Genomic DNA, 25,577 nt, shown 5'->3' on the forward strand with positions numbered 1-25,577 from the left:
AGGACTTGACGACGCAATCGGCCCTGTCGTCCAGTAGCGAACCGTAGGGCATCCATTGAAAATGGATGCCATGAGCGTTTAGGGTCACCACGTCCGCGTGTGGACCTGCGGGGCCGCGAGGGGACCCGGGGCCGCACGCGGACACCCGGGAGGAGCCGCGGTGTCACGCGAAACCGACTCGACGTGCCCCCGCAGGGCCCCACCACTTCGCCTCCCCCGCGCGAGGCGCTCGCCGTAGGAGACGTCCCAGTGCCAGGAGGCGGTGCGGCGCTGATCGGAGGCGGATTCCCAGGCTTGGGTGTCGGATTCCTCCAGCCGTCGATCGCCCGGATCCGGAGACACCCCGGTCGCGACGCCTCCTCAACGGGCGCGGCGGACGCGGGCGAGGACCAGAACCGCGTCGTCGGCCGGCGGGGCGGGCAGCAGGCTCGCGAGGATGCGGTCCGCCGTTGCTTCCAACGGGCCCGGGGCTCTGCCCAGTTCGGCGCGCAGTGCCTTCAGACCGACCTCGAGGTCCGCGCCTCGGGTCTCGATGAGGCCGTCGGTATACAGGGCGAGACTCGCGTTCTCCGGGAGTTCGATCTCGATCGTCCGGAAGGGACAGCCGCCGACGCCGAGAGGGACTCCCAGGACCTCGTCGATGGTCTCCACCATGCCGTCCGGCCGGAGCACCAGGGGCGGGGGGTGGCCGGCGCTGGCGATGCGGGCTACTCCGCTTTTCGGGTCGTAGACGATGTACAGGCACGTCGCCAGCTCGATGCCGGCCTCCTGGGCGCATGCGTCGAGCTCGGTGAGGAGGTCGTCGGGCTCGCTGTCGTGCCTGGCCAGGGCCTTGGTGGTGATACGAAGGCGGCCCATGGCCGCGGCGGCCGACACGCCGTGCCCCATCACGTCGCCGACCACGAGACCGACCCGGCCGTCGGACAGGCTGATCACGTCGTACCAGTCTCCGCCGACCTCGGTGATCCGACTGCCGGGTATGTAGCGGTGGGCCACGTCCACGTACGGGCTGGTCGCCAACGCGCTGGGCAACAACGCCCGCTGCAGGGTGAGGGCGATGTCCTGGACGCGGCTGTACAGACGCGCGTTGTCCAGGCAGATCGCAGCCCGTGAGGCGAGCTCACCGGCCAGGCTGACATCGTCCCGGGTGAAGGCCGGCCGGTCCGCGGACCGGCCGAACATGGCGATTCCCTGGACCGTGCCCCTGGCGATGAGCGGGGCGACGAGGACGCAGGCCAACCCGCTCTCGGCGAAGAGCTGTGCGCGTGACTCGATGAGGACGGTCCGGGCCAGGAACTCCTCGTCCACCACGGCGGAGATGGCGCGACCGGTCCTCAGCATGTCGTGGATGACGGAGCCGGGCGGATACCGCACCGTCTCCACCCCGCTCACGAGTTCGGTGGCCGGAGGGGGCAGGATCGTCCCGGAGGCGATCCTGCGGGTGAACAGCGGTCGCGCCGGGTCGAAGTCCTCCACCTCGTCCATCCACTCCACGACTTCGACCACGGCGCCGTCGCAGAAGTCCGGCATGGAAGCGTCGACCAGCTCCTGGGCGGTGACGTTCACGTCCAGGGTGGTCCCGATGCGCGTGGAGGCCCCGTCCAGCAGAGCCAGCCGTCGACGGCTGGCGGTGGCTTCCAGGATGGCCTGTTCCCGGTCGGTCACGTCCAGCATCAGCCCGCCCACTCCGGGGCGCGACCCGACCGCCTGGCTCAGGGGGAAGAAACTCACCGACCTCACCTGGTCACGGTCCGGATGCCCCCGCGGACGCATGCCCACCAGGGTCCCCACGACCGGTGCTCCGCCCAGGGCGACGCCGCGCAGCATGCGCTGGTACTCGCCGCCGTCGGACATGATCATGATTTCGTCCATGCGCCGCCCGAGATGGTCCTCGATCGGCAGACCGTCCATGTCGGCGAGCGCCTGGTTGAGGTGGACGTACCGGAGGTCCTGGTCGAGCATGACCAGACCGATGGGGCACGTCTCGAAGAGGGCGTCGAGGAAGGCGAGGTTGGTCTTGACCCGATCGAGCTCGTCACTACGGCTCGCCAGGACCATCACCACCGAAGGTCCGCCGGATCCGGTCACGGAGAAGGCCCGGAAGCCGCAGTCGAAGACGGTGCGGTCACGATGCCGGGCCGGCAGCCGCCCCCTCCAGTAACCCTGGCTCCGGCCTCGCTCGGTCAGCCGGGAGCACGGATCGGGGGCGCCCGGGGGCCCGTCGGCGAAGAGAACGGCGCCGGGCTTCGACAGGACGGCGGTGGCGTCATATCCGAAGAGGTCCCGCGCGCCGGGCCCCCAGTAACAGACGAGGTCCCCGTCATCGAGGCCGAAGACGGCCACGGGCACGTGCTCGAGCAGCGTCCCCGGCTCGGACCAGAACGGGCCGTGGGTCTCCTCGCCCCCCGGCCGAGCCGATGGCACGAGATGTCCCCTTCCACTCGCCGTTCCATCCATTATCGGGACGCCACGGGCATTCCGCGGCGCGAGGTGCGCCGTGGCGAGGACGGAGCCGAGAGAAGCGCCCCCGGCCGCGGGTGGCCGGCTCAACACGGCAGGGCGGGAACGGCGGCCGGCACGTCGTAGCGCTCGTCCCGTCCACCCTCCCCTTCCCTGAACCGGCATGACGTGCCGCACGGCGTGTGGGCACGGGGATCCCCATCAGCGTGGCGGCGGCCCGGGTTCCGCCCGCGCCCCCCACGCGCCGCGCCACGTCGCACCCTCGCTCTGCGGAGGGGGCCCGGGTCGCCGGCTCGCGCCCGTCGCTCCCCGCTGCCGACGGCCCGTGGAGGTTGGAAAATGAGGTATGAGCGACCTGCTTGGCCACGTCCGACGTCGGCTGCTCGGCTCGACCACGAGCTCTTCCTCTCGCTCCCGGCGTCCCCGCTCAGGAAGCCGCAGGGAGCGTCAGGAGCACGCCCAGCCCCCCAAGGGAGGGGCGCGGCGGCCGCAGCGGCTGTCCTCCCTCCTGAGCGTGCGCAGCGTGGCCGGGGAGGTGTTCCTCCTGCAGCTGGCCGTCGTGGTGTTGCTCGTCGCCGCCGCGGTGGTGGCGCTCGTGGTGCAAGCCCGGAGCGCCGGCATGGTGGACGCCCGGCACCGTACGCTCGCCGCCGCCGGAACGTTCGCGGAATCTCCGGGAATCGTCGCAGCCCTCCGCAGCCCCCATCCGAGCGCAGCGCTGCAGCCGAGCGCCGAGGCGGCCCGGAAGATCGCCGGGGTCGACGGCATCAACGTGTACACCCTGTCCGGGGTCACCCTCGCCCACAGCGACCCACGGCAGATCGGGAAGCACGTCGTCGGCCCCTTCTCCAGGGCGGCGGCCGGCCAGTCCTTCACCGAGACCTTCGAAGGGTCCCTGGGACAGTCCGTGGTCTCGGTGGTCCCCGTCAAGGACTCCGACGGCCGCGTCATCGCCATCGTCTCCTCCCCGGTCACGGTCCAGAACGTGCAGAGCATGGTGAACCGGCAGCTGCCGGTCGTCCTCGGCAGTGCCGGCGCGGTGCTCGCCCTGTCCGCCGGCGGAACCGCTCTGGTGAGCCGTCGGCTGCTGCGCCGGACCCATGGCCTGGGACCGGCCGAGATGACGAGGATGTACGAGCACCATGACGCGGTGCTGCACGCGGTGCGAGAGGGCGTGCTGATCATCGGCGGCGGCGGACGGCTGCTGCTGGCCAATGACGAGGCGCGGCGGCTGCTGCGTCTGCCCGTGGACGCGGAAGGCCTCCCCGTGACGGACCTGGGTCTGGAGGAGGGAATCGCCGAACCGATCGCATCGGGCCGTTCCGCGACCGACGAGCTGCACATGGCAACCGATCGGCTGCTGTCGGTGAACATCCGGCCCACCGCCCCCTACGGGCCGGCCGGGACCGTCGTCACGCTGCGGGACACCACCGAGCTGCGGGCACTCTCCGGCAGGGCCGAGGTGGCCCGCGAGCGGCTGAAGCTGCTCTACGACGCGGGGGTGCGGGTGGGAACGACGCTGAACGTCGAGCGCACCGCGGAGGAACTGGCGGAGGTGGCGGTCCCACGGTTCGCCGACGTGGTGACGGTCGACCTGCTGGACCCGGTGCTGCGCGGCGAGGAGCCGGCCGAAGCGAGCACCGAGATGCGCCGCACCGCCGCCGTCGGCCTTCAGGGCGACCACCCGCTCTACCCCGTCGGCGAGCTGATTCGGTTTCTTCCCACCAGCCCCATGGCGGCTGGGCTGGCCGGCAGCCGTGCGGTCCTGGAGGCGGACCTGCGCGTCACCCAGCGCTGGCGGACCCAGGACCCGGCCAACGCCCTGCGGATCCTGGACCGCGGCATCCACTCCTTGATCGCCGTGCCCCTGCGGGCCCGGGGCGTGGTGCTGGGGATGGCCGGCTACTGGCGGGCGCAGGACTCCCCGGCGTTCGACGAGGAGGACGTGTCCTTCGCCGAGGAGCTGACCGCCCGGGCGGCACTGGCCGTCGACAATGCCCGCCGCTACACCCGCGAGCACACCATGGCCGTCACCCTGCAGCGCAGCCTGCTGCCCCGGGGCGTACCGGAGCAGTCCGCCGTCGAGGTCGCGCACCGCTATCTGCCTGCCCAGGCCGGTGTGGGTGGTGACTGGTTCGATGTCATCCCGCTGCCAGGCGCCCGGGTGGCCCTGGTGGTCGGCGACGTGGTCGGCCACGGTCTCCACGCAGCCGCCACCATGGGCCGCCTGCGCACCGCCGTGTACAACTTCTCCACCCTCGACCTGCCTCCGGACGAACTCCTGAGCCACCTGGACGAGCTGGTCGCCCACATCGACACCGACGAGCAGGAGTGGCAGGGGATCACGGGAGCCACCTGCCTGTGCGCCATCTACGATCCCGTCTCGGGGCAGGTGGCGGCCGCGACCGCCGGGCATCCGGGCCCCGCTCTGGTCCGCCCCGACGGGACCGTGTCCTTCCCCGAGGTGCCCGTCTCCCCGCCGCTGGGCCTGGGCGAGGGCCTGCCCATGGAGACCATGACGGTCACCCTGCCCGAAGGCTCCCGGCTGGCGCTCTTCACCGACGGGCTGATCGAGAGCCGCGACCGCGATCCCGACGCGGGCCTGGCAGCGCTGCGCGCCGCCCTGACCGGGCCCGCGCGCACCCCGGAGGAGACCTGCACCGCGGTGATCGACGCGATACTGCCCACCAGGCCCAGCGACGACGTCGCGCTGCTGGTCGCCCGCACCCGCCGGCTGGATCCGGCGCGGATCGCCGAGTGGGACGTGCGCCCCGACCCGGCGGCGGTGTCCCCGGTGCGCAACGCCTGCGCCCGCCGACTGGCGGACTGGGGCCTGGAGGACATCGCCTTCACCACGGAACTCATCCTCAGCGAGCTGATGACCAACGCCATCCGCTACGGCACCGAGCCCATCCGGGTGAGGCTGCTGTACGACCGCAGCCTGATCTGCGAGGTCTCCGACGGGTCCAGCACCTCCCCGCACCTGCGCCGGGCCGAGGCCACCGACGAGGGCGGTCGCGGCCTGTTCCTCGTCGCGCAGTTCGCCGAGCGCTGGGGCACCCGCTACACCGCCCGCGGCAAGATCATCTGGAGCGAGCAGGCCCTCCTCGGCGGGGCCGCGCCGCCCGCGGTGGATCTCGGGGAGGCGCTCCTGGCCGGGTGGGACGACGAGGGGCTCTGAGAACGCGCAGGTACGGCAGCCACAGGGAAGACAGCGGACACCACCGTCGGGGACTGCGCCGCCGAGGCCGTCGAACGTACGCTGGCCTCGATCAGTACGCGACCGCCCGTTATGGAGCCTTTGTGCCCACACCTCGTCCCCGGACAGCCTTCGTCGCCGCCTGCCTGGTCCTCGCGGCGCCCCTCGGCGCCTGCGGAGACAAGCCCGGCACCGCGCCCAGAGCACCCGCAGTGGCCACCTCCGCCGCGGACGCCGGCGGCTTGGCGGCACTGACCACAGCGGCGAAGAAAGAGGGCTCGCTCCACACGATCGCGCTCCCGAGCGACTGGGCGAACTACGGCGCGGTGATCGACGGCTTCGAGAAGAAGTACGGGATCAAGGTCATCGTGGAGAACCCGGAAGGTACCAGCCAGGACGAGATCGACGCCCTGAAGGAGCGCAGGGGCGGAGGCCGCGCCCCCGATGTGATCGACGTGGGAAACTCGTTCGCGCGGTCCGCGGCACGGCGGGGCCTGCTCGCTCCGTACAAGGTCGCCGCGTACGACGAGATCCCCAAGGAACAGAAGGACGACAGGGCCCGCTGGTACGACAACTACGGCGGTTACGTCTCGATCGGCTGTGACGCCAAGCGCGTCAAGACCTGCCCCGCGACCTTCGCCGACCTGCGCAGGCCCGAGTACAAGGGCAAGGTCGCGCTCAACGGCAACCCCACCAAGTCCGGCTCCGCCTTCGCCGCGGTGTACGCGGCGGCCCTGGCGAACGGGGGTTCCTTCGACGACATCCAGCCCGGCATCGACTTCTTCGCCGAGCTCAGCAGGAACGGCAACTTCATCCCGGTCGAGTCCACCCCGGCCACGATCGCGAAGGGCCAGACCCCGATCAGCATCGACTGGGACTTCCTCAACCTCGGATACGCCGACAAGTTCCGCGAGAACGGCACGGACGTCGACTGGCGGACCGCCATTCCCTTCGACGGCAGCTTCGCTCAGTACTACGCGAACGGGGTGAACAAAAACGCTCCGCACCCCGCGGCGGCACGTCTGTGGCAGGAGTACGTCTTCAGCCCGGAGGGCCAGAACCTCCGGCTCGGCGCCTATGCGCGCCCCGTCCTCATGGACGCCATGGAGAAGGACGGCACCCTCGACGAGACCGCCGCGGAGAAGCTGCCGACGGTCGAGGGCACGCCGACCTTTCCGACGGAAGCGCAGACGGAGAAGGCAAAAGAGACCGTCAACCGCGGCTGGGCCGAGGCCGTCTCGAGCTGAGGGCCAAGGGCGCTCCTGGCCAGGCGTGCACCCGCCGGTCCGGGCCTCGCACCGGTGGCCACGGAACTCGCGGCCGCCGTCCGGCCCGGCTACAGGCCGTGCTCACCGCTTGACGATCAGGGCGAGGAGCTCGGCGAGACGGTTTCCCTGACCGCCTCACGCGCGTGAAACCCGGCAGTGGGGGCCGGCCGGTGAGCCCGCGGTAGAGACCGGCGTCTCTCACGCCTCCCCCGGACCGAGACGTCGAGGGCCTGATCGAGGCAGCGGCCCCCGAGACCGCGGGCCGAACCGGGCTCCCACCGAACCTGCCGAGAGAGCAGTCACTCCGGGGAGAGCAGTCACTAACGGGCGGGACACGGCCGCGACACGCGGCGGAAACGGGCCGTCCCTAATTTCTGTCAATCGACAGGAATTGCAGGGACGACTCACCTCGCGACAGGGGACGGCCATGACCGTGACCACCGATTCCACGCCACCGGCATCTCCCTCGCCGGATGACGGCGACGCACTCGCCCCGTTCGGCTATCCCCAGGAGCTGCGGCGGCGGATGGGGCGGTACGCCTCCTTCGCCGCCGGGTTCTCCTTCATCTCCGTGCTGACCACGGTCTTCCAGTTCTTCTCCCTCGGCTACTCCTTCGGGGGGCCGCTCTTCTTCTGGACCTGGCCCGCCGTCCTCGTCGGGCAGCTCCTCGTCGCCGCCTGCTTCGCCGAGCTCGCCGCCCGACTGCCCATCGCCGGGGCGATCTACCAGTGGGCGAGCAGACTCGGCGGCCCGTCCTTCGGCTGGTACGCGGGCTGGATCATGGTGATCGGGCGGATCGTGGTCGTCGCGGCCGCCGCGCTCGCCCTCCAGGTCGTCCTGCCCGCCGTCTGGTCCGGGTTCCAGATCGTCGGTGGCGACCCGTCCCCCACGACGACCAGCGGCGCCGCCAACGCCGCCCTGCTCGGTCTCGTCCTGCTGGCGCTCACCACCCTGCTCAACGTCCTGGACAACCGGGCACTGTCGGCGGTCAACACGATCGGGGTCACCGCCGAGATCGCCGGCGTCGCCCTGATCGTCACCCTCCTGGCCACCCACGGGGAACGTGACCCCGGCATCACCCTGCACACCGGTGGCGAGGGCGGTCCGATCACGGCGCTCCTCGTGGGCTCGTTCACCGCCGCGTACGTCCTGATCGGCTTCGAGAGCGCGAGCGAGATGAGCGAGGAGACCGTCAACCCCCGGCGCACCGCGCCCCGCACGACGCTCACCGCCCTCACCACCTCCGGCGTCTGCGGCGGACTGCTGCTGCTCGGCGGTCTGCTCGCCGCACCGAGCCTCACCGACGGACGGCTGGCGACGGAGGGGCTCGGCTACGTGCTGACCAGCACCCTCGGCGACAGCCTCGGCCGGGTCCTCCTCGCCGACGTGGCCGTGGCCGTCTGCGCGGCGACCCTCGCCATCCAGACCTCGGCGACCCGCATGCTCTTCTCCATGGCCCGCGACGGCGTCCTCCCCCGGTCGGCGGCGCTGGCGCGGGTGCCGCGACGGACCGGGATGCCCGGCACGGCCGCGGTGGTGGTCGGCGTCTGCGCGGGGCTGCTGCTCCTGCTCGACCTCGCCTCTCCGCAGGCGTTCCTGGCCATCGGCACGACGTGCATCGCGATGGTGTACCTGGCGTACGCGATGGTCACCGGGCCGATGCTGGTCCGGCGGCTGCGGGGCGAGTGGCGGCCTCCGGCCGACGGCGAGCGCGACGAGCTCGGCCGGCCGCTGTTCTCACTCGGCCGCTGGGGACTTCCCGTCAACGTGCTCGCGGTCGGCTACGGCCTCTTCATGACGGTCAACCTCGCCTGGCCGCGCGCCGAGGTGTACGACCCGGAGGGCGGCCACTGGTACTTCCAGTGGTTCACGGTCCTCCTTCTCGCGGCCACGGTCACCACAGGTGCGGCGTACCGCTGGTACCGCCGCCGCAAGGACTCCGCCGAGCGGGCCGGCGGCCGGGTTCCGAGGGAGCCGGAGGTCGCGGCCATACGCGCCTGAGGCCGGTCCGTACCCGGTAGCCGTGGATCAGTCCCGCGCCGCGAGGAGCCCCCGCCCCTCGCGGCGCAGCCGTGCCAGCGAGCGCTGCGGCACGCCGGCCACCCGCAGCGCCGCGTCGGCCGTCGCCGTGGCGAGGGCTTCGGGGTCGCGGGCGGGCTCTGCCCGCCGGAGGAGGATCACGCTCTCGGTGAGGCCGAAGAGCAGGTCGGCGCGCAGCGCCAGCTCCTCCGCGCCGAGCTCGGCTCCCGGGCCCGTGGCGGCCAGCAACTCCTCGTAGCACGACTTGAGTTCGGATCGGACCCGGTGGAAGACGGCGAAGCGCTCCGTCCGGACCTCGGGCAGCAGGTACAGCGCTCCGAGGTTGTGCGGACCGCCGCACAACAGGGCCGCGTCGGAGTGGCACAGCGCCCACAGGCGCGCCTCCGGGGCCGCCTCCGTGCAGGACACGAGCCCGCGCGCCACCTCGAGGGAGGGGCTGACGGTCCCCTCCAGCAGCTCCGCGAGGATCGCCTCCTTGCCGTCGAAGTAGTGGTAGAGGGACGCCTGCCGTAGCCCGGCGCGTTCGGCGATCGCCCGGGTGGAGGTCGCCGTGTAGCCGTGGACGGTGAACAACTCCGCCGCCACGGACAGGACTTCGTCGCGCGGTTCCGGGCCGCCGGCCGGGCGCTCCTGGGCCCGCGGGCGGCCGACTCTCCTGCCGGCGGGCGTGTTCGGCGTGCTCACTCCGCGATCTTCGCACAAGGTCCGCGGCCCCTCCTGGGCGAACGGCCGGGGTGAGTTCCCGGTAACCGACCGGAAACGCGCGGGCAATGGGCGCGAAGCGGCCGCTGCCTAATTTCTGTCAAGCGACAGAAATTAGCCCAGAGATCATCCCGGACCGGAGGTCGAGCCATGGGGACACCCTCAGCGCCACCGTCAGCGACCGCGTCGACGCACGGCGCGCGCGAGCACGCCCGCGCCCAGGAGGGTACGGCGGCCGATGCCATGCCGGTCGTCCCCGCGAGCGACTGGCCGGAGCCTCCCGAGGGCGTCGGAGCGGGTGACGTCGTCTGGGCCGAGACCGTGGCGGGCGGCGGCTACGCCCACAAGGTCCTCGCCCGCGGCACCGAACTGCGGCTGACCGACCTCACCGGGGACGCCTGCGCACACCTCCTCCTGCACTCGGCCGACCGCCCCTGGGAACGGCTGAACACGGCCGACACGGTCAAGGTGCTGTGGAACGCCTACCTCGGCGAGGGGCACCTGCTCCTCTCCGACCAGGGCCGGGTGCTCGCCTCCGTCGTCGAGGACGCCTCCGGCCGGCACGACGCCCTCACCGGCACCTCCACCCTCGCCCGCAACACCGCGCGGTACGGGGACGGGTCCCCGCAGTCCGCCTCGCCGGCGGGCCGCGAACTGTTCAAGCTCGCCGCGCTGAAGAACGGCCTCGCCCCGCGCGACCTGCCGCCGTCCGTCTCCTTCTTCCAGGGCGTACGGGTCGCCGAGGACGGCACCACCGTGTTCACCGGCTCGGCGGGCCCCGGCACGTCCGTCACCCTCCGTGCCGAACAGGACGTCACCGTCCTCCTCGCCAACGTGCCGCACCCGCTGGACCCGCGTCCGGTCTACACCTGCGGAAACCTCCGGGTGCTGGCGTACCGGTCCCGCCCGACCGCTCCCGGAGACGCCCTCTGGGACGCCAGCCCCGAAAACCGCCGCGCCTTTCTGAACACCGTCGACCACCTCACCGCCCGGGGGCTCGCATGACCGTCACCGCCCTGCCCGGCCGCGTCGTCTCCGACGACACCGTCCCCGCCCGCGCCGCCTGGTCCGCGATCGTCCGCTCGGGGCAGCAGCTGACCGTCATCGACGTGCACGGCAACCAGGCCGCCGACTTCCTGCTGTACGACGCGCACGACACCTCCGTGCGCTACAGCGCCCCCGACACGATCCAGGCCCAGGGCAACGTCTTCCTGACCACCGGCTCGGTCCTGCTCTCCAACGAGCACACACCGCTGATGACCGTCGTCGAGGACACCTGCGGTCGGCACGACACCCTCGGCGGCGCCTGCTCCAAGGAGTCCAACACCCTCCGCTACGGCCACCACACCTGGTCGCAGCACGCCTGCGTGGAGAACTTCCTCGCCGAAGGCGCCAAGCACGGCCTCGGCAAGCGCGACCTGGTCTCCAACATCAACTGGTTCATGAACGTGCCGGTCGAGAAGGACGGCACGCTCGGCATCGTCGACGGCCTCTCGGCCCCCGGCCTGAAGGTCGTGCTCCGCGCCGAGACCGACGTCCTCGTCCTGTTGTCCAACTGCCCCCAGATCAACAACCCCTGCAACGGATTCGACCCGACGGCCGTCCGGATGGCCATCACCGAGCCCGGCGTGAACGACGAGGACGGCGCACGATGACCTTCGACACCCTGCTGGTCGCCAACCGCGGCGAGATCGCGGTCCGGATCATCCGCACCGCCCGGACGCTCGGGCTGCGGACCGTCGCCGTGTACTCCGACGCCGACCGCGGCACCGAGCACGTCCGGCTCGCCGACGAGGCCGTACGGCTCGGCCCCGCCCCGGCCAAGGAGTCCTACCTCGACGCCGACCTGGTCCTCGGAGCGGCCAAGGACACGGGGGCGGGCGCGATCCACCCCGGCTACGGCTTCCTGTCCGAGGACGCCGCATTCGCGCGCCGCTGCGCCGACGCCGGCATCGTCTTCGTCGGCCCCGCCCCGGAACAGCTGGAGCTCTTCGGGACCAAGCACACCGCGCGCGCCGCCGCCGAGGCGGCGGGCGTCCCGCTCGCTCCCGGCACCGGCCTCCTCCCCGACGTGACCACGGCCCTCGCCGCCGCCGACGGCATCGGCTACCCGGTGATGCTCAAGGCGACCGGAGGCGGTGGCGGCATCGGCATGCAGGCCTGTCACGGGCCCGCCGAACTCGCCGACGCCTGGGAGCGGGTGCAGCGGGTGGCGGCCGCCTCCTTCTCCTCCGCCGGCGTCTTCCTGGAACGGCTGGTCGAGCGGGCCCGCCACGTCGAGGTGCAGGTCTTCGGCGACGGGCGGGGCAGGGTCGTCACCTTCGGGGACCGCGACTGCTCCCTCCAGCGCCGCAACCAGAAGGTCCTGGAGGAGGCCCCCGCCCCCGGCCTCCCGGACCACGTGCGGCGCCGGCTCGCCGAGGCCGCCCGCGACCTGTGCGCGTCGGTCGACTACCGCTCCGCCGGCACGGTCGAGTTCGTGTACGACGCCGCCCGCGAGGAGGCGTACTTCCTGGAGGTCAACACCCGCCTCCAGGTCGAGCACCCGGTCACCGAGGCGATCTACGGCGTCGACCTCGTCGCCTGGATGCTGCGCCTCGCGCAGGGCGACACGGACGTCGTCACCGAGCCCCCGGCCCCCACGGGCCACGCCGTCGAGGCGCGCGTCTACGCGGAGGACCCCTCCCGCGACCACCGCCCCAGCGCCGGACTGCTGACCCGCGTCGCCTTCCCGGAGGACGTCCGCGTGGACGCCTGGGTGGAGACCGGCACCGAGGTCACCACCTCCTACGACCCCATGCTCGCCAAGGTGATCGCGCACGGCTCGGACCGCGCCGAAGCACTCGACCGGCTCGACGCGGCCCTCGCCGCGACCCGCGTCGACGGCATCGAGACCAACCTCGGCCTGGTGCGGGCGGCCCTCCGCAACCCCGAGGTCCGGGCGGCCGCCCACTCCACGGCCACGCTCGCCGGCGTCACCGACCCGACCCCGCGCGTCGAGGTCGTCGCCGCGGGCACCCTGACCACCGTGCAGGACTGGCCGGGACGTACCGGGTACTGGCAGGTCGGCGTGCCCCCGGGCGGGCCGATGGACGACCTGTCCTTCCGGCTCGGCAACACCGCCCTCGGCAACGACGAGGGCGCCCCAGGTCTGGAGTGCACCCTCCACGGACCCTCCCTGCGGTTCACCCGCCCGACCTCGGTCTGCGTCACCGGCGCCCCGGCCCGGGTGACGGTCGACGGCGCCGCCGTGCCTCAGTGGGAACCGGTCACCGTCGACGCCGGACAGACCCTCGCCGTCGACGCGCCCACCGCACACGGCCTGCGCACCTACGTCCTGTTCGCGGGCGGCCTCGACGTACCGGAGTTCCTGGGCAGCGCCGCCACCTTCACCCTGGGCCGGTTCGGCGGGCACGGCGGGCGGGCCCTGCGCCCGGGCGACGTCCTGCACGGCGGCGAGGCGCGTACGGACACCTCCGTCGTCCCCCTCGACGAGCGGCCCGACTTCGGCGCCGTCTGGCACGTCGGCGCGGTCGAAGGTCCGCACGCCGCGCCCGAGTTCTTCACCGAGGACGACGTCCGCGACTTCTACACGGCGGATTGGAAGGTGCACTTCAACTCGGCGCGCACCGGCGTCCGCCTGGTCGGCCCCAAGCCGCGCTGGGCGCGCGCGGACGGCGGCGAGGCCGGACTGCACCCCTCCAACATCCACGACACCCCGTACTCCGTCGGTGCCGTCGACTACACCGGTGACATGCCGGTCCTCCTCGGCCCCGACGGACCGTCGCTCGGCGGTTTCGTCTGCCCGGCGACGGTCGTCACCGGGCAGCGCTGGAAGCTCGGCCAGCTCCGCCCCGGCGACACCGTCCGCTTCGTCCCCGTCACCCAGGAGGCCGCAGCCGGACTGCGCCGTGCCCCGGCCGCGGCGCCACGCGCCGACCGCGGGGCGATCGTCGACGGGGGCGTCCTCGCCCGCCTGCCCGGGAACGACGCCCGCCCGTCGGTCACGTACCGGCGCAGCGGCGACGACAACCTCCTCGTCGAGTACGGGCCCATGCAGCTCGACCTGGCGCTGCGCATACGCGTCCACGCGCTCGCGGAGGCGCTGACCGAGCGCGGGTTCCCCGGGGTCGTCGACCTCACTCCGGGCATCCGCTCGCTCCAGATCCAGACCGATCCGGACGTGCTGCCGCAGCACGAGCTGCTCGACGCGGTGCTGCGCATGGAGGAGGAACTCCCCGCCACCGACGCCCTGGTGGTGCCCAGCCGGACCGTGCACCTGCCGCTGTCCTGGGACGACCCGGCGACCCGCGAGGCCATCGAACGCTACGTCGCCGGCGTACGGGACGACGCCCCCTGGTGCCCGTCGAACATCGAGTTCATCCGCCGCGTCAACGGCCTGGACACGGTCGACGACGTGTACCGGACCGTCTTCGACGCCGAGTACCTGGTCCTCGGCCTGGGCGACGTCTACCTCGGCGCCCCCGTCGCGACCCCGCTGGACCCCCGGCACCGGCTGGTGACGACCAAGTACAACCCGGCCCGCACCTGGACGGCGGAGAACTCGGTCGGCATCGGCGGCGCGTACCTGTGCGTCTACGGCATGGAGGGGCCCGGCGGCTACCAGTTCGTCGGCCGCACCACCCAGGTGTGGTCGCCCTGGCGGCAGCGCGGCGCCTTCGCCCCGGGCAGGCCCTGGCTGATGCGGTTCTTCGACCGGATCAGGTGGTACCCGGTCGGGGCCGACGAACTCCTGGAACTGCGCGCGGACATCGTCTCCGGCCGCTTCGTGCCGAAGACCGAGGAGGGCACCTTCTCGCTCGCCGCCTACCGGGACTTCCTCGACGCGAACGCGGCGTCGATCGCCGCCTTCCGGGCCCGGCAGGGCGCGGCCTTCGAAGCCGAGCGCGACGCCTGGGAGGCCGCCGGCGAGTTCGCCCGCGCCGAGGCGGCCACCGAGGTCGTCCCGCCGACCGCCGACGTCGACGTGCCCGAGGGCGGCCGCCTGGTGGAGGCCGACCTCACCGCCTGCGTCTGGCAGGTCAACGTGGAGGTCGGCGACCGGGTGTCGGCGGGGCAGCAGCTCGTCGCCCTGGAGGCGATGAAGATGGAGTCACCCGTGACGGCCCCCGCCGAAGGCGTCGTCGCGGAGATCCTGATCAGACCGGGCAGCCAGGTCGAGGCGGGCACCGCGCTCGTCGTCCTCGCCCCCGTCGAGACCGCGGAGGTGGCCGTATGAGCGGCGCGCTGGAACGGGTGCGGGCCGCGTACGCCCGCATCGCGCAGGTGGACCGGCCCGAGGTGTGGATCGACCTCCACCCCCGGGAGGAGCCGGAGGCCGAGGCCGCCGCGGTCGACGCCCGGGTCGCCGCGGGTGAGCGGCTGCCGCTCGCCGGGACGGTGTTCGCGGTCAAGGGCAACATCGACGTGGCCGGCCTCCCGACCACCGCCGGCTGCCCTTCGTACGCGTACCGGCCCGAGGTCGACGCGCCCGCGGTGGCACGCTTGAAGGCGGCCGGGGCGGTGGTGCTCGGCACCACCAACCTCGACCAGTTCGCGACCGGCCTGGTCGGCACGCGCAGCCCGTACGGAGCGGTCCGGAACGCCGTCGACCCGGCGTACGTCTCGGGCGGCTCCTCGTCCGGCTCGGCGGTCGTCGTCGCGCTCGGCATCGCGGACTTCGCGCTCGGCACGGACACCGCGGGCTCGGGCCGGGTCCCGGCCGCCTTCAACGGGATCGTCGGCCTCAAGCCGACCCGCGGCCTGGTCCCATCCGAGGGGGTCGTGCCGGCCTGCGCCTCGCTCGACTGCGTGACGGTCTTCGCCCGCACGCTACCGGAGGCCGAGCGGGCCCTGTCCTTCATTGCCGCGCCGTCGGGGCGCGCGCTCCCCGCCCTGGAGCAGCGCCGGCCGGGCCCGTGGCGGATCTCGGTCCCCGACCCCCGGCAGCTCGGTGAACTGGACGAGGGCTGGGCGGAGGCGTACGGGGCGGCCGCGGCCCGGCTCGCCGACGCGGGCGCGGAACTGCTGCCCGTCGACCTGGAGCCGTTCACCGAGGCGGCGGCGATGCTGTACGAGGGCGCGTTCGTGGCCGAGCGCCACGCCGCCGTCGGGGCCTTCGTCGACGCGCACGCGGGCGCGGCGGACCTCGATCCGACCGTGGCCGGGATCGTCTCCCGGGCCGGGGACCTCCCGGCCCACCGCCTCTACGCGGACCTGGAGAGGCTGTCCGTCCTCCGCGCCCGGGCCCTGGCCTCCCTGGGCGACGCGGACGCACTGCTCCTGCCGACGACACCGGGGCACCCGACCCTCGCCGAGGTGGCCGCCGACCCCTTGGGCGCGAACGCCCGGCTCGGCCGGTTCACCAACTCCACGAACCTGTTCGACCTGGCCGCGGTCGCCGTCCCGGCGGGCGAGGTGAACGGCCTCCCCTTCGGCGTCATGCTGATCGGCCCGGCCTTCACCGACGAACGGCTCGCCCGTATCGCCCGTCTGCTCACCTCCCCGCCGCTGCACCTCGCGGTGGTCGGCGCCCACCTGTCCGGACAGCCCCTGAACGGCCAACTGCGCGCGCGGGGAGGACGGTTGCTGCGGACCACCACCACGGCGCCCGCCTACCGGCTGTACGCGCTGGACACCGTGCCCCCGAAACCCGGCCTGGTCCGGTCCCGCGAGGGCGGCGCGGCGATCGAGACCGAGGTGTGGTGGCTGCCCGCCGAGGGACTCGGTTCGCTCCTCGCCGCGCTGCCCCGCCCGATGGCGCTCGGCAGCGTGGAACTCGCGGACGGCAGTCTCGTGCCGGGCTTCCTCTGCGAGCCCGAGGCCCTGCAAGGCGCCCGCGAGATCACGGCGTACGGCGGCTGGCGCGCGGCCCTCGCCGGAGGTCCCTCACCTCATCCTTCACCGCGGGAGGACACCGGGGCGTCCTGAGCACGCGCTCGAGGCGGACGCCTGCTGACTGTTTGCAGGGGCATGCCGCGAACGCCCTCGGTCCGAGGAGGGCCGGCCCGTCTCTTCGAGGCGTGACGGCGGGACGGGCGCACGGCGTGGTCACCGTGCGCCCGCGGCGTTCGTTCGTCAGTCGATGGCGTCGAGGACCTCGCCGAGGTCGACGAACTTGAAGCCGGTGGCCTCGCGGTCGCCGTCACCGGGGGTCTCCTCGCCGTCCTGGACGACGAGGAGACCGTTGGGGTAGCGCGTGCCGAGGGGGGCGTTGAGAGCGGCGGCGCCGTCGCAGACCTCGGAGCCGTCGAGGGTGGTGGAGGCCGCGGCGATGCGGAAGGCGTTCTCGTACTCGTTGTCCTCGTCGCGTTCGCGGTCATAGGCGACGAAGGTGTTGTCGCCCTGGCTGGAGGCGAGCAGGTAGCCGTCGCCGTCCGGCTCGGTGACCAGGGTCAGGCCCTCGACGTCGGCCGCCAGGTGTGTGCCGCCGAAGCCGGGGTCGGTGCCGGGCGTGCACTCCTCGGTCTGCTCGTCGTACGTGCCCGGGACGCCGTACTCGCGGACCTTGTCGATCAGGACCGGTGTGCCGGTCAGGCCCGCGTCGATGCGCCAGATGCCGACGTCCTCCTGGCCCGCGTACAGGGTGCCGTCCGCGGGGTCGACGACCATGCCCTCGACCTGCGGCAGTTCGCCCGGCTCGGCGCAGGGCGTCCAGGCGGCGCCGTTGGGCATCCGGAAGGAGGACGGGAGGTCGAGGGTGCGGACCTGGCGGTAGCCGACGGTGCCGGCCGCGGTGGGGAGCAGTTCCAACAGGGCGATCCGGGTGCGGTTGCGCCGGCTGACCAGGGCGTAGGAGCGGCCGGTGGTGCGGTCGGTCCAGGTGGCCAGGCCGTACGCGGTCTTCTGCTCGTTGATCTCGGCCTGGTCCGCGGAGAACACGGGCCGCGCTCCCGGGTCGGTGACGTCGGTGAGCGGGCCGCCGGGCCTGTCCCGGTCGATGCGGTAGATCCGCAGCCGGTCGTTGCCGCGGTCGCTGACCACCGCGACGTCCGCCCGCACGCCGCCCAGGCGCAGGCCCTGAACCAGGTCGACGTTGTTGAAGCGACCGGGCTTGTCGTCGGCGCTCGGCCCGGCCGGGGCGGGGATCGACTGCACCTGGCGCGCGTCCAGGTCGTAGACCCGCAGGCCACCCTGCTTGGCGGTCGCGATCACCAGGCTGCGGCCCGGGGCAGCGGTGTTGCGCCAGATCGCCGGGTCGTCCGCGTTGGCGTTGCCGCCGGCCTCGTCGTCGAACAACGGCGCGGTCTCGGCCTTCGGCCGGACGCCGTCGATCCCGGAGGCCTGCGCCGGGAGGGCGAACGAGGTCGCCAGTGCCGTGCAGAGAACGAGCACGGAGACGCGAGATGTCAGTCGTATGGTCACATTTCTTCCCTGTATCAGGTGGTTTGCCCTGGCGAGGAAGACACTGGCGGCCGCGCCTGTCATGCTCACGATTAAAAGGTGACCGGCGGTTGAACACGTCGCGAAATGAACGCCATCTGGGGTGCGGGGGGGGGCTTCGGCGGCAGTCGGCTCGACTGTGGCCATGAGGCTAGGGACACGGGAGGCGGCCGACATCGGGGCAACCCCTTGATCTGGACGGGGAGGCCCGGCGGGCGCACCATGGCCCGATCTCAGGCTCTGCGAACGCGTCCCACGAGGCCGGTCCCGTGCTGCCGGTGATGCCGGAAGACGGGCGGGTCGCGCGGCGTCGGCCGGCTCGGTCCGGAGGGAGGTCAGGGCCGGGGCGATGCTCCATCCGGCCGAACCGCTCTTCGTTTCCGGCGATGGGCAGTGGCCGCCGCCGGGATCCGCCGCGCGCTCCGCCGATGAGATGCGGACGCCGTCCCCTCCGGGCAGAGTGGAAAAGGACCTGTTCGTACCGAGGTGGTCCCCTGTGGTCCCGCGTGCTGGAGACGGGACGGACTGATGCGAGGATTGTCGTGACGTCGGAGTGATCGATGTTCCGCAGACGGCCGGCCGACACCAGCGAGGACCTTCTGGTCCGGCTCGGGTCGCTGACCGCCAGGGCTCGGGAGCTGGCCGAGACGCAGCGTTCCCGTGTCGAGCTCGCCGTGGCCCTGCAGCGCGACATGCTGCCCTCGGACCTCCCCAGCTTTCCGGGCGCCCGGCTGGCCGTCCGCTATGAGCCCGCCAACCACGGGCTCCACGTCGGCGGTGACTGGTACGACGCCTTCTCCCTGCCCGGTGGACAGATCGGCATGTCCATCGGTGACGTGCAGGGGCACAACATCGAGGCCGCCGCCTTCATGGGACAGGTCCGTGTCGCATTGCGCGCGCTGGCCTCCGTCACGGGAGACCCGGGAGAGCTGCTCGGTCGCACCAACGACCTGCTGATCTCTCTGGGCGCCGACCTCTTCGCCACCTGCACCTTCCTGCGGCTCGACCCCGCTGCCGGGACCCTGGAGTGCGCCCGGGCCGGTCACATCCCCCACATCTGGGCCACCACCGACGGACGCTCCGGCATCGACGACAGCGAGGGCGGACCTCCGCTCGGTGTGCTCCGCGGCGTCGACTACCCGGCCACGCGCCACCGGCTCACCTCCGACGGCGTCTTCGTCCTCCTGACCGACGGGGTGGTGGAGGGACCCTCGCTCCACGTCGACGAGGGTCTGGCTCGGGTGACGCGGCTCGCCGGGATCACCGCCGTCGCCGGGCTGGACGTCGACGCGCTCGCCACCGCCGTCATGAGGCTGGCGGCCACGGTGGGGCACGAGGACGACGCGGCCGTCCTGGTCGTCGGCCATGACGGCGGTCCGGCCCGGTCAGAGGCCGAGGAGTGAGGGAGGGGCCTCGCCTCGGCCCGGTTCGGTCCTCAGACAGCCGGTCCTCAGACAGCCGGTCCTCAGACAGCCGGTCCTCAGACAGTCGGTACTCAGACAGTCGGTACTCAGACAGCCGGTCCTCAGACAGGCCCGGGCCCGGGCCGTACGGCGGCGCCCGACACGCAGGGGTCCTTGCCCGGTCGTGGCGGCCCGGCCGGTGTCTGATGGCTGACGTGTTGGATACTCGGCAGTTCCGGCCCTCTACGGAGGCGGCTCTGATGTCGCTGGCCGTAACGGTTTGCTACTACGCGGCCGGACGACTCGGCCTGATGGGCCGCCTCGCCGTCGAGAGCGTGGTGGTCACCCCCATCTGGCCACCCACCGGCGTTGCCGTCGCCGCCCTGTTGTTGCTCGGCGCGCGGGTCTGGCCAGGGATCGCCCTCGGCTCCTTCCTCGTCATCGCCTCCCTCACCGCTCCGGGGCCCACCACAGTGGTCACCGTGGTGAGCAACACGGTCGCGCCGTTCTGCGCCTTCCTGCTGCTGAGGCGGACCGGCTTCCGGCGCGACATGGCACGGCTGCGGGACGGACTCTCCCTGGTCTTCCTCGGCGGGTTCGGCGCCATGCTGATCAGCGCGACCGCGGGGGTCGGACTGCAGGTGGCGAAGGGCTCCCTGGACGAGAGCGAGTTCTGGCCCGTCTGGCTGGCCTGGTGGGTGGGCGACACGATGGGGGTGCTGCTCATCGCCCCGCTCCTGCTCGTCCTCGCGGGGCCGGCCGGACGGTTCCGGGTACGGCGCTGGAAGGAGGCGGTCCTTCTGGGGCTGACGACCCTGGTCCTCATGCCCATGGCCGTGCTCAGCCCGATGAGCATGCTCTTCCTCGTCTTCCCCCTGCTGATCTGGGCAGCGCTCCGCTTCCAGCTGGCCGGAAGCATGCTGTGCGCGCTCTTCGCCTCCGTGCTCGCCACCTTCGCCGCGACCTCCGGACGGGGCGCGTTCCTCCACCTGACGGACGTCGAGATCATGGCCAAGCTCCAGGCGTTCAACGGTTCCGCCGCCCTGACCGCCCTGCTTCTCGCCTCCGTCATCACCGAGCAGCGTGCGACCCGCCGGTCGGTACGCCGCGCCTGCCAGGAACTGGCGGAGGTCCTGGAGCACCTCGCGGCGGGCGAGCCCTCCCCGGCCCCACCCGACACCGCCGGGAGCCGGGCAGCCCCACCCGGCGGCCACCGGGATCCGTGACCCCCGCGCCGGAGCCGGAGCCGGGCCCGAGCCCGCCCACGGACGGCGGTGACCACGACTACCCACAGCGTGACGTCCCCGCGCACCATGGCGTGCTGCAGGGCCTCGCCGGCCAGGTTAGGCTCGTCGTATTGCACACGGGCGAAGAGCCACACCATGAGAGCGCCGACGTAGCCGAGTTCGGGCGGCGACTCCACGCCTGTGACGCGCACGACAGAGGACCCGGGTGCCACAGCTTGCCGTGGCAGGGGACGAATCAGCACGTGTGAGCGGGTCCGGGCGTGGAAACCCGAGGTGTCCCGACTTCAGGGAGGCGTCATGGACGCCCATGTCACTGACCGGGGAAGCCCCATCGCCACGGTCAACCCGTACACCGGTGAAAGGGTTCGGGAGTTCCCGGCGCTGAGCGCGGAAGACGTAGGGCGCGCGATCGACGCGGCGCACCGTAGCTTTCCCGACTGGCGTGCCCGGTCGGCGGCCGACCGGGGGGCCCTCGTACAACGTGCCGGCCGGCTCCTGAGGGAGCGCAAGGAGGAACTGGCGCACCTCCTCACCCTTGAGGTCGGCAAGCTGATCAACTCGAGCCGTGCAGAGGTCGACCTCGCGTCCGACATCCTCACCTACTACGGCGAGCAGGGCCCAGGGCTGTTGGAAGAACGCCCCCTACCGGTGCCCGAGGGCACGGCCCTGCTGGTGAACGAGCCGCTCGGCGTCCTTCTCGGTGTGATGCCGTGGAACTTCCCGCTGTACCAGGTCGTCCGTTTCGCGGGTCCGAACCTCGTCCTCGGCAACACGATCCTGCTCAAGCACGCGAGTAGTTGCCCCCAGTCCGCACTGGCACTCGAGCAGCTGTTCACTGATGCGGGTGTGCCGCCCGGGGTCTACACCAATCTTTTCGTGCGGGGCAGAGACGTCGGGAAGATCATCGATGACTCTCGGGTGCAGGGAGCGTCACTCACCGGAAGCGAGCGTGCGGGCGTGAGCCTGGGCGAGATCGCCGGCCGCAATGTCAAGAGGTCCGTCCTCGAACTGGGTGGCAGTGATCCCTTCATCGTGCTGGACGATCACCACCTCGAGCGCACCGTGTACGCCGCGTTCCTCGCCCGGATGGGCAACACCGGGCAGTGCTGCGTGGCGGCCAAGCGCTTCATCGTCCTTGCCCCCGTCTACGACGCCTTCGTCGCCGGGCTGCGCGACCGGATGAGCGAGGTGCAACCGGGAGATCCGGTCGACCCCGCCACCACGCTCGGCCCGCTGTCCTCCGAGGCCGCGGCCGAACTCCTGATGGAGCAGGTTCGTGACGCGGTGGACAAGGGGGCCACCGTGGTGCTGGGCGGCGGGCGGCCCGACCTGCCGGGCGCCTTCGTCGAGCCGACCCTTCTCACCGGCGTCACCCCGGACATGCGCGCCTACCGGGAAGAGCTCTTCGGCCCCGTCGCCACGGTCTACCGCGTCGCCGACGAGGACGAGGCCGTGGCACTGGCCAACACCTCCCCCTACGGCCTGGGAAGCGCGGTCTTCACCGCCGACCCGGCACGTGCTCGCGGAGTCGCGGACCGGCTGGCGGCAGGCATGGTGTGGATCAACCACCCGACCGCGTCCCGACCCGAGCTGCCCTTCGGCGGCATCAAGCGCTCCGGCTACGGGCGCGAACTCGGCGACGTGGGCATCGTGGAGTTCGCGAACCGCAAGCTCGTACGCTACGTGGATGCCGACGCCCCGATCGAAGAGGTGCTGGGCTGACTGCGTTCGATCACCCAGCGGCGGCGGCCCGATCGCTCGCTGGACTCGATGCCCTTGCGTGCGACCCGCACCCCGATGCGCTTGCCACGTCACCCGCTCCGTAGGTCGCGGGGCCCGGCGAGCGCGACGGGGCCGCTACCGGGATCGGCGGTCAGCGTCCCCGGACGCACAATGTCCACCCGCGATCACCAGTTGCATGGGGGCATTCTTGCCACACGCGACCGCTCCCACCGGGCTGCGGGACCGCCGCGGCAGGTCGGGTCCCACGGTTGCCGCAACGTCGGCCTCCTCGCGCACCGCGCCGGTGCGCGAGACCACCCGGCCACCGGGTCGCGCCGCCGGTGCCCGGGGATCCGCGCTCGCGATCCTGTCGTCAGGAGCGCGCGAGGCGGGCCGCGAGATAGGGCGCGGTGGCGCTGCGGCGGGCCCTCGCCACCTTGGCGGGCGGGCCCGCCGCGACCACCCGCCCGCCCGCGTCGCCGCCGCCCGGACCGAGGTCGATGACCCAGTCGGCGGTGGCGATCGTGGCCAGGTCGTGCTCGACGACGACGACCGTGTTGCCGGCGTCGACGAGCCGGTGCAACTGTCGCAGCAGCAGCGCGATGTCCGAGGGGTGCAGCCCCGCCGTCGGCTCGTCGAGCAGGTAGAGCGCGTGCCCGCGGCGGGCTCGCTGCAGTTCGGCGGCCAGTTTGATGCGTTGCGCCTCACCACCGCTGAGTTCCGTCGCGGGCTGACCCAGCCGCAGGTACCCCAGTCCCACCTCGCGCAACGTCTCCAGACTGCGGGAGGCGGCCGGGACCGCGGACAGGAACGTGGCGGCGGCGTCGACGGACAGCGACAGTACTTCCGCGATGTTCCTGCCGCGATAGGTGACTTCCAGCGTTTCGGCGTTGTACCGGGCGCCTTCGCAGGTCGGGCACGGCGCGTAGGTGCCGGGCAGGAACAGCAGTTCCACCGCGACGAAACCTTCGCCCTGGCAGGTCTCGCACCGCCCTTCGGGCACGTTGAAGGAGAACCGCCCGGCCGAGTAGCCCCGCGCCCTGGCTTCGTCCGTCGCCGCGTACAGCTTGCGCACCGCGTCGAACATCCCGGTGTACGTGGCCAGGTTGGAGCGGGGAGTCCGGCCGATGGGCCGTTGGTCGACCAGGACCAGCCGGTCGAACGACTCGACCCCCGACGCGTCCTGGACGTCGACCTCCAGCTGCGCCTCCTCGGGGTCCTCGGCCACGAGTCCGAGGTGGCCGCGGACGACCTCGGCGAGCACCTGCGTCACCAGCGTCGACTTTCCGGAACCGGACACGCCCGTCACCGCCGTCAGTACGCAGAGCGGTACGTCGACGGACACGTCGTGCAGATTGTGGCGGGAGACGCCGCTCAGGTGCAGCCAGCCGTGCGGTGGGCGCGGGCGGTGATCGAGCGGCTGGGCGCGCCCGAACAGGTACTGGCCGGTGGCCGACTCGCCGACCCGCTCGAGACCGGCGACCGGGCCGCTGTACAGCACGCGTCCACCGCCCTCGCCCGCACCGGGGCCGATGTCGACCACCCAGTCCGCCCGCCGTACGACGTCCATGTCGTGCTCCACGACGAACAGCGAGTTGCCTGCCGCCTTGAGGCGGTCCAGCACGTCCAGCAGCGGTTCCGCGTCAGCCGGGTGCAGGCCCGCGGAGGGCTCGTCGAGCACGTAGACGACGCCGAACAGCCCCGAGCGCAGCTGGGTGGCGATCCGCAGGCGCTGCGCCTCGCCGGGTGACAGGGTCGTCGAGCGGCGCCCGAGGCTGAGATATCCGAGGCCCAGATCGAGCAGTACGTCGATCCGCGCGACCAGGTCGCCGCAGATCCGGACGGCGACCTCGGTCGTCTCCCCGGACCGGGCGGTCGACGTGGTGGCGTCGGCCTCGGAACGCCCCGCGACGGGCCGCAGCAGCGCCACGACCTCGGTGAGCGGCATCGCGTTGATCTCGGCGATGGAACGTCCGGCGAAGGTCACGGCGAGCGCCTCGGGCCGCAGTCCGCTGCCGTGACAGGCGGGGCAGGGCACACTCCTGACGAACCGGAGCGCCCGTTCGCGCATCTTCTCGCTCTTGGAGTCGGCGAGGACGTGCATGACGTGCTTGCGGGCGCTCCAGAACTTGCCCTGGTAGCCGTAGTCGACGCGGTCCTCCTCCGGCTCGATGTACACGGAGGGCTGCTCGTCCGTGTACAGCAGCCAGTTCCGGTCCTTCTTTTTGAGCCTGCGCCACGGGCGGTCGATGTCGATCCCCAGGCCGCTCACGACACTGCGCAGGTTGGCGCCCTGCCAGGCGCCGGGCCAGGCGGCGATCGCCCCCTCGCGGATGCTCAGCGAGGGGTCCGGGACGAGCAGGTCCTCGGCCACGTCGTGCACGACGCCCAGTCCGTGGCACTCCGGGCAGGCGCCGGCCGCGGTGTTGGGTGAGAACGACTCGGCTTCCAGCCGGGCGGCCCCGGGCGGATAGGTGCCGGCGCGGGAGTACAGCATGCGCAGCAGATTGGACAGCGTGGTGAGGGTGCCGACCGTCGAGCGCGAGCTGGGCGACCCGCGTCGTTGCTGCAGGGCCACGGCCGGCGGCAGTCCGGTGATTTCCTGCACGTGCGGGGCGCCGACCTGTTGCAACAGCCTACGGGCGTACGGTGCCACGGACTCGAAGTAACGCCGCTGGGCCTCCGCGTAGAGCGTGCCGAACGCGAGCGAGGACTTGCCCGAACCGGAGACGCCGGTGAAGGCGACCATCGCGTCCCGCGGAACGTCGACATCGATGTTCCGCAGGTTGTTCTCACTGGCCCCCCGGACATGCACGAAGCGGTCGGTCGCGTCCTTGTTCACCGTTCCTGATTACCTGATCGCGCCGGGAACCGCGCGACAGGCGCCGCCACCGGCGCCCGGCTCCGGGTGGCCCGGACGTGCGCGGGGAAGGACGATCATGTACGAGTGCGGGCGCCGGGACCTCGACGCCGCACCGACACCCCGACGAACCGGGTCGCGGACGGTGCCGGGTGGCGGAAGCCCCTCGTGGGTCTCGAAGCGAGGCCGCCGGGAGCGCTTCGCAGAACCGTCACTGCCCCTTAACGCCGGATCGTTGACCGGTCCCCGCGCGCTTGCGAGCATCGGGGCATGAGGTCGTCGAGCTGTCCCCC

14 protein-coding genes and 1 pseudogene are annotated in these 25,577 nt (G+C 72.4%); 10 read left to right on the forward strand and 5 right to left on the reverse strand.

Annotated elements, in window-relative coordinates; all coding sequences use genetic code 11:
• Positions 1 to 360: 360 nt before the first annotated feature.
• Positions 361 to 2,424 (reverse strand): SpoIIE family protein phosphatase, encoded by a 2,064-nt coding sequence (locus ACIRQF_RS05040; protein WP_404088919.1) that lies wholly within the window; start codon positions 2,422 to 2,424, stop codon positions 361 to 363.
• A 550-nt stretch (positions 2,425 to 2,974) separates the two neighbouring features.
• On the opposite strand from ACIRQF_RS05040, the gene ACIRQF_RS05045 reads away from it, so the two are divergent.
• The 3 genes from ACIRQF_RS05045 to ACIRQF_RS05055 all read left to right on the forward strand — a co-directional run bounded on the left by ACIRQF_RS05045 (position 2,975) and on the right by ACIRQF_RS05055 (position 8,929).
• Positions 2,975 to 5,641, forward strand: coding sequence for a SpoIIE family protein phosphatase (locus ACIRQF_RS05045; protein ID WP_404088921.1), 2,667 nt, complete (start codon positions 2,975 to 2,977; stop codon positions 5,639 to 5,641).
• A 122-nt stretch (positions 5,642 to 5,763) separates the two neighbouring features.
• Positions 5,764 to 6,906, forward strand: a complete 1,143-nt coding sequence (locus ACIRQF_RS05050) for an ABC transporter substrate-binding protein (protein WP_404088923.1) — start codon at positions 5,764 to 5,766, stop codon at positions 6,904 to 6,906.
• Between the two features lie 448 nt (positions 6,907 to 7,354).
• Positions 7,355 to 8,929, forward strand: a complete 1,575-nt coding sequence (locus ACIRQF_RS05055) for an amino acid permease (RefSeq protein WP_404088925.1) — start codon at positions 7,355 to 7,357, stop codon at positions 8,927 to 8,929.
• 27 nt (positions 8,930 to 8,956) lie between these two features.
• Here the strand turns inward: ACIRQF_RS05055 and ACIRQF_RS05060 are convergent, their stop codons facing one another.
• Complete coding sequence (locus ACIRQF_RS05060; protein WP_404088927.1) at positions 8,957 to 9,652, reverse strand: TetR/AcrR family transcriptional regulator; 696 nt, start codon at positions 9,650 to 9,652, stop codon at positions 8,957 to 8,959.
• Positions 9,653 to 9,820: 168 nt separating this feature from the next.
• Between ACIRQF_RS05060 and ACIRQF_RS05065 the strand changes: the two genes are divergently transcribed.
• From ACIRQF_RS05065 to atzF, 4 genes are read left to right on the forward strand one after another with little or no spacing between them, the layout of a single operon-like run.
• On the forward strand, positions 9,821 to 10,675 hold the full coding sequence (locus ACIRQF_RS05065; RefSeq protein ID WP_404088929.1) for an urea amidolyase associated protein UAAP1: 855 nt from the start codon (positions 9,821 to 9,823) through the stop codon (positions 10,673 to 10,675).
• Positions 10,672 to 11,325, forward strand: a complete 654-nt coding sequence (locus ACIRQF_RS05070; protein WP_404088931.1) for an urea amidolyase associated protein UAAP2 — start codon at positions 10,672 to 10,674, stop codon at positions 11,323 to 11,325. The genes ACIRQF_RS05065 and ACIRQF_RS05070 overlap by 4 nt, the downstream gene beginning before the upstream one ends.
• On the forward strand, positions 11,322 to 14,909 hold the full coding sequence (gene uca, locus ACIRQF_RS05075; RefSeq protein WP_404088933.1) for an urea carboxylase: 3,588 nt from the start codon (positions 11,322 to 11,324) through the stop codon (positions 14,907 to 14,909). The genes ACIRQF_RS05070 and uca overlap by 4 nt, the downstream gene beginning before the upstream one ends.
• Positions 14,906 to 16,600: an allophanate hydrolase gene (gene atzF, locus ACIRQF_RS05080; RefSeq protein ID WP_404088935.1), complete on the forward strand. Its 1,695-nt coding sequence runs from the start codon at positions 14,906 to 14,908 to the stop codon at positions 16,598 to 16,600. Before uca ends, atzF begins: the two co-directional genes overlap by 4 nt.
• A gap of 147 nt (positions 16,601 to 16,747) precedes the next feature.
• Here the strand turns inward: atzF and ACIRQF_RS05085 are convergent, their stop codons facing one another.
• Positions 16,748 to 18,034, reverse strand: a complete 1,287-nt coding sequence (locus ACIRQF_RS05085; RefSeq protein WP_404088937.1) for a phytase — start codon at positions 18,032 to 18,034, stop codon at positions 16,748 to 16,750.
• A gap of 578 nt (positions 18,035 to 18,612) precedes the next feature.
• On the opposite strand from ACIRQF_RS05085, the gene ACIRQF_RS05090 reads away from it, so the two are divergent.
• The 3 genes from ACIRQF_RS05090 (at position 18,613) to ACIRQF_RS05100 (ending at position 22,424) form a co-directional block, all read left to right on the forward strand.
• A complete protein-coding gene (locus ACIRQF_RS05090; protein WP_382478222.1) occupies positions 18,613 to 19,455 on the forward strand; it encodes a PP2C family protein-serine/threonine phosphatase in 843 nt (280 codons plus the stop codon).
• A 260-nt stretch (positions 19,456 to 19,715) separates the two neighbouring features.
• A complete protein-coding gene (locus ACIRQF_RS05095) occupies positions 19,716 to 20,681 on the forward strand; it encodes an MASE1 domain-containing protein (protein WP_404088939.1) in 966 nt (321 codons plus the stop codon).
• A 318-nt stretch (positions 20,682 to 20,999) separates the two neighbouring features.
• Entirely contained in the window at positions 21,000 to 22,424 is a 1,425-nt protein-coding gene (locus ACIRQF_RS05100; protein ID WP_404088941.1) for an NAD-dependent succinate-semialdehyde dehydrogenase, read from the forward strand.
• On the opposite strand, the pseudogene ACIRQF_RS05105 reads toward ACIRQF_RS05100, so the two are convergent.
• Both ACIRQF_RS05105 and uvrA read right to left on the reverse strand, forming a co-directional pair.
• A pseudogene (locus ACIRQF_RS05105) lies at positions 22,424 to 22,510 on the reverse strand (IS5/IS1182 family transposase); the annotation flags it as partial. The gene ACIRQF_RS05100 and the pseudogene ACIRQF_RS05105 overlap by 1 nt on opposite strands.
• Before the next feature lie 287 nt (positions 22,511 to 22,797).
• Positions 22,798 to 25,266: an excinuclease ABC subunit UvrA gene (gene uvrA / locus ACIRQF_RS05110; protein WP_404088943.1), complete on the reverse strand. Its 2,469-nt coding sequence runs from the start codon at positions 25,264 to 25,266 to the stop codon at positions 22,798 to 22,800.
• Positions 25,267 to 25,577: the final 311 nt, after the last annotated feature.

The sequence above is a fragment of the Streptomyces sp. NPDC101191 genome, from assembly GCF_044767915.1.
GTDB lineage: Bacteria > Actinomycetota > Actinomycetes > Streptomycetales > Streptomycetaceae > Streptomyces.